2 protein-coding genes are annotated in these 3,435 nt (G+C 73.4%); both read right to left on the minus strand.

Annotated features, from left to right (window positions below):
- A partial coding sequence (locus FV229_RS26025; RefSeq protein WP_147754694.1) for a helicase-related protein occupies window positions 1-3,066 on the minus strand: 3,066 nt, incomplete at its 3' end.
- Window positions 3,067-3,141: 75 nt separating this feature from the next.
- The gene (locus tag FV229_RS27705) at window positions 3,142-3,432 is read right to left on the minus strand and encodes a hypothetical protein (RefSeq protein WP_246688351.1); all 291 of its coding nucleotides are present in this window, start codon (window positions 3,430-3,432) and stop codon (window positions 3,142-3,144) included.
- Between the last annotated feature and the right edge of the window lie 3 nt (window positions 3,433-3,435).

A 3,435-nucleotide genomic window follows, 5' to 3' on the forward strand; every position in this document is an offset into this window, starting at 1 on the left:
GTTCGGGCGCGGGTTGGCCTGGCGCTGGTGGCGCTGCAGCGTCCACACCTCGATGGTCGCCGGCTCCTCGGCGACGGCGTCGGCGAGCAGTTCGGACGCGGCCTCGGCGGGAATTTCCTCGCCGGCGGGTGCGGCTGAACCCTCGTCGGCGGTCTGAAGTACGTCGGTCGAAGCCGACGCCGTGGAAGCCGCGTCGTTCGTCGGCGTGTCGGCGTGCTCGGAAGCGGTCGCCTCGACGCCCGCATCCTCCTTCGCCGGCTCGACGGCGGCGTCCTCGGCGGGCGCTTCGTCCGGCGCGGCTTCCGCAACGGGCTCCTCGGCGGCGGGCGCCGCCTCGGGCTCTGGCGTTGCCTCGGGAGCGGGGACGGCCTCTCCGGCCTCCGCCTCGTGCGCGTTCGGCTCGGCCGGTTCCGAGACGGCGTCCGAGGTCGCCGCCTCGGCGGCCGCAGCCTCGGCGGGGCCGGTCTCGCCGGCTTCAGCTTCCGACGTGGCCTCGGGAGTCGCCTCGGTCGCACCGTCCGTCGCGCGTGCGACGGGCTGGACCGGCGTCGTCGGGGCGGCGGGCAGCAGCGGCACGGTGATCGCCGGGCCGGGCCGGGTCTCGGCGCTGTATCCGAGCGAGGTCAGGATCGAGGCGAAATCCTCGCCCGAGCAGCCGACCAGCGAGGTCATGCCGACGGTGGCGACGAACCCGTCCTTGTCGGCGGCGCCGGGGGGCGGCGCGCCCGGCGTGGTGCCGGGGCGGTAGGAGACGGCGGGACGGATCAGGTCGGCCAGCCGCTCGAGGATGTCGACGCGCACCGCGCGCTCGCCGCAGACGCGGAAACCCGCGGCGCGGTAGAGGCCCTTGGCGATCTCGGGATCGACCTTGATCGAGGTGCGGCCGGAGCCGGCGAGGTGGCCGATCTCGTCGAGGCCGCGCTGCTCCAGTCCGCCGTTCTGCAGGGCCCAGAGCTGGGCGGCGAGCGTCCGCGGCGCCGGCTTCAGCAGGGCCGGCAGGAACAGGTGGTAGGCGCCGAAGCGGACGCCGTGGCGGCGCAGCGCCCCGCGGCCGTCCTGGTCCAGCGTCCGCATCTCCTGCGCCACGCGGGCGCGCTCCAGCACGCCGAGCGCCTCGACGACCTGGAAGCCGATGCCCTTGGCGAGCCCGGTGAGGTCGGCGGCGGTCTCGATCTCGATCAGCGGCCCGAGCAGGCGCGTCACGTGCGCCATCAGCCAGGCGTCGAGCCGCGCCACCACCTTCTCGCGGGCCGGGCCGGCAAGCGCGTCGTCGGCGAGGAGCCGGATCTGGGGGACGAAGATCTTGTCGCCGGGCGCCAGCTTGGCCACCGGCGCGCCGGTCCAGCGGATCACGCCGTCGTGGCTCAGCACCAGCGAGGCGTCGGCGGCGGCGGAGAACCGCTCGGCGCGCGACTCGATCTCGCCGGCGAGCCCCTTCTCGGCGGCGCTGCGCAGCGTCTTGGCCTCGTGGCCTTCGGCGCTGGCATCGGGCACGAATAGGAAGCCGTGGAGGTGGCCGACATGTTGACCCTCGACGGTCACGTCACCGTCGGGGGTAATCTGGGCTTCGAGCATCGTGTTCTCTCTCAGGCGCCGCATCAGGACGCTGGTGCGCCGATCGACGAAGCGGCTCGCGAGGCGTTCGTGCAGGGCGTCGGACAGCCTGTCCTCTACCCGACGCGTCTCGCCCTGCCAATGTTCCGGATCGCGAAGCCAGTCGGGGCGGTTGGCGACGAAGGTCCAGGTGCGTCCGTGGGCGATGCGGCGGGACAGGGTCTCGATGTCGCCGTCGGTGCGGTCGATCATCGCCACCTGCTCGGCGAACCAGGTGTCGGGGATGCGCCCGGCCATGCCCTTCATCAGGAAGCGGTAGAGCTCGGCCACGAGGTCGGCATGCACCTGGGGGTGGACCTTGCGGTAATCCGGCACCCCGCAGACGTCCCAGAGGCGGCGCACCGCGGACGCGCCGCTCGCCATGGCACGGAAGTCGTCCTCCTTCATCAGGATCTCGAGGGCCTGCTGGTCCTCGCCCATCGGCGCCCGCGTCAGGCCGGGCTCGCTCGGGTGCACGTCGAGGCTCGCCTGCAACGCGTCGAGCGAGCGGAAGTCGAGGTCGGGGTTGCGCCATTGCAGGATGCGCAGGGGATCGAAATCGTGGTTCTCCAGCCGCTCGATCATCTCGGGCTCGAACGGGCGGCAGCGCCCGGTGGAGCCGAAGGTGCCGTCCGAGAGGTGGCGGCCGGCGCGTCCGGCGATCTGCCCGAGCTCGGCCGGCGTCAGCTTGCGGAAGCGGGTGCCGTCGTACTTCCAGGTGGCGGCGAAGGCGACGTGGTCGACGTCGAGGTTGAGGCCCATGCCGACGGCGTCGGTGGCGACGAGGTAGTCGACGTCGCCCGACTGGTAGAGCTCGACCTGCGCGTTGCGGGTGCGGGGCGAGAGCGCGCCGAGCACGACCGCCGCGCCGCCGCGCTGGCGCCGGATCAGCTCGGCGATGGCGTAGACCTCCTCGGCCGAGAACGCGACGATCGCGGTGCGCCGCGGCATCCGCCCGAGCTTCTTCTCGCCGGCATAGGTCAGCGTCGAGAGGCGCGGGCGCGTCGTGGTGTGGACGTTGGGGATCAGCGACTGCACCAGCGGCAGGATCGTCGAGGAGCCGATCAGCAGGGTCTCCTCGCGGCCGCGCTGGTTCAGCAGGCGATCGGTGAAGACGTGGCCGCGATCCATGTCGGCCGAGAGCTGGATCTCGTCGATCGCCACGAAGGCCACGTCGAGGTCGCGCGGCATCGCCTCGATGGTGGAGATCCAGTAGCGCGGCCGGTCCGGCTTGATCTTCTCCTCGCCGGTGACGAGGGCGACCTTGTCGACCCCGACGCGGGCGACGACCCGGAGGTAGACCTCGCGGGCGAGCAGCCGCAGCGGCAGGCCGATCATCCCGGTGGGATGGGCCAGCATCCGCTCGATCGCCAGGTGCGTCTTGCCGGTGTTGGTCGGCCCCAGAACCGCCGTGACGCCGCGCGCGCGGGACGAGGGCGGGAGGGAGCGGCGGTGCTGGAGGATCGGAGCCATCCCTTCGGCGCTGTGTGCCGCGCGAGCCGTCGAGGCACCGCATGGCGACGCGTCCCGCCCCGGGGGGACGAGGCGTCAGTCGGCCGACGGCCTGCGCCGGAACGAGCGATCATATGGGGCGGGCGCCCGCTCTCCGCCAAGGCCGTAGGCCGATCCGTCGCGATCGGGGATGCCGTAGAGCTCGATCCGCGTCGACGGCCGCCCCGTCTCGATGTCGGCGCAGAGCGTGTCCGGCACGGCGGTGAGCGGCCCGCGGCGGCGGCCGCGCCCCTCCGTCACCTCGGCCGAGGAGTAGGCGTTTCCGCCGCAGGCGCTGGCGCCGGCCTCGAGCGGTTCGGCCGCGACCGGGCGCAGGGGGGCGAGCAGGGC

The sequence above is a fragment of the Methylobacterium sp. WL120 genome, from assembly GCF_008039465.1.
Lineage (GTDB): Bacteria > Pseudomonadota > Alphaproteobacteria > Rhizobiales > Beijerinckiaceae > Methylobacterium > Methylobacterium cerastii.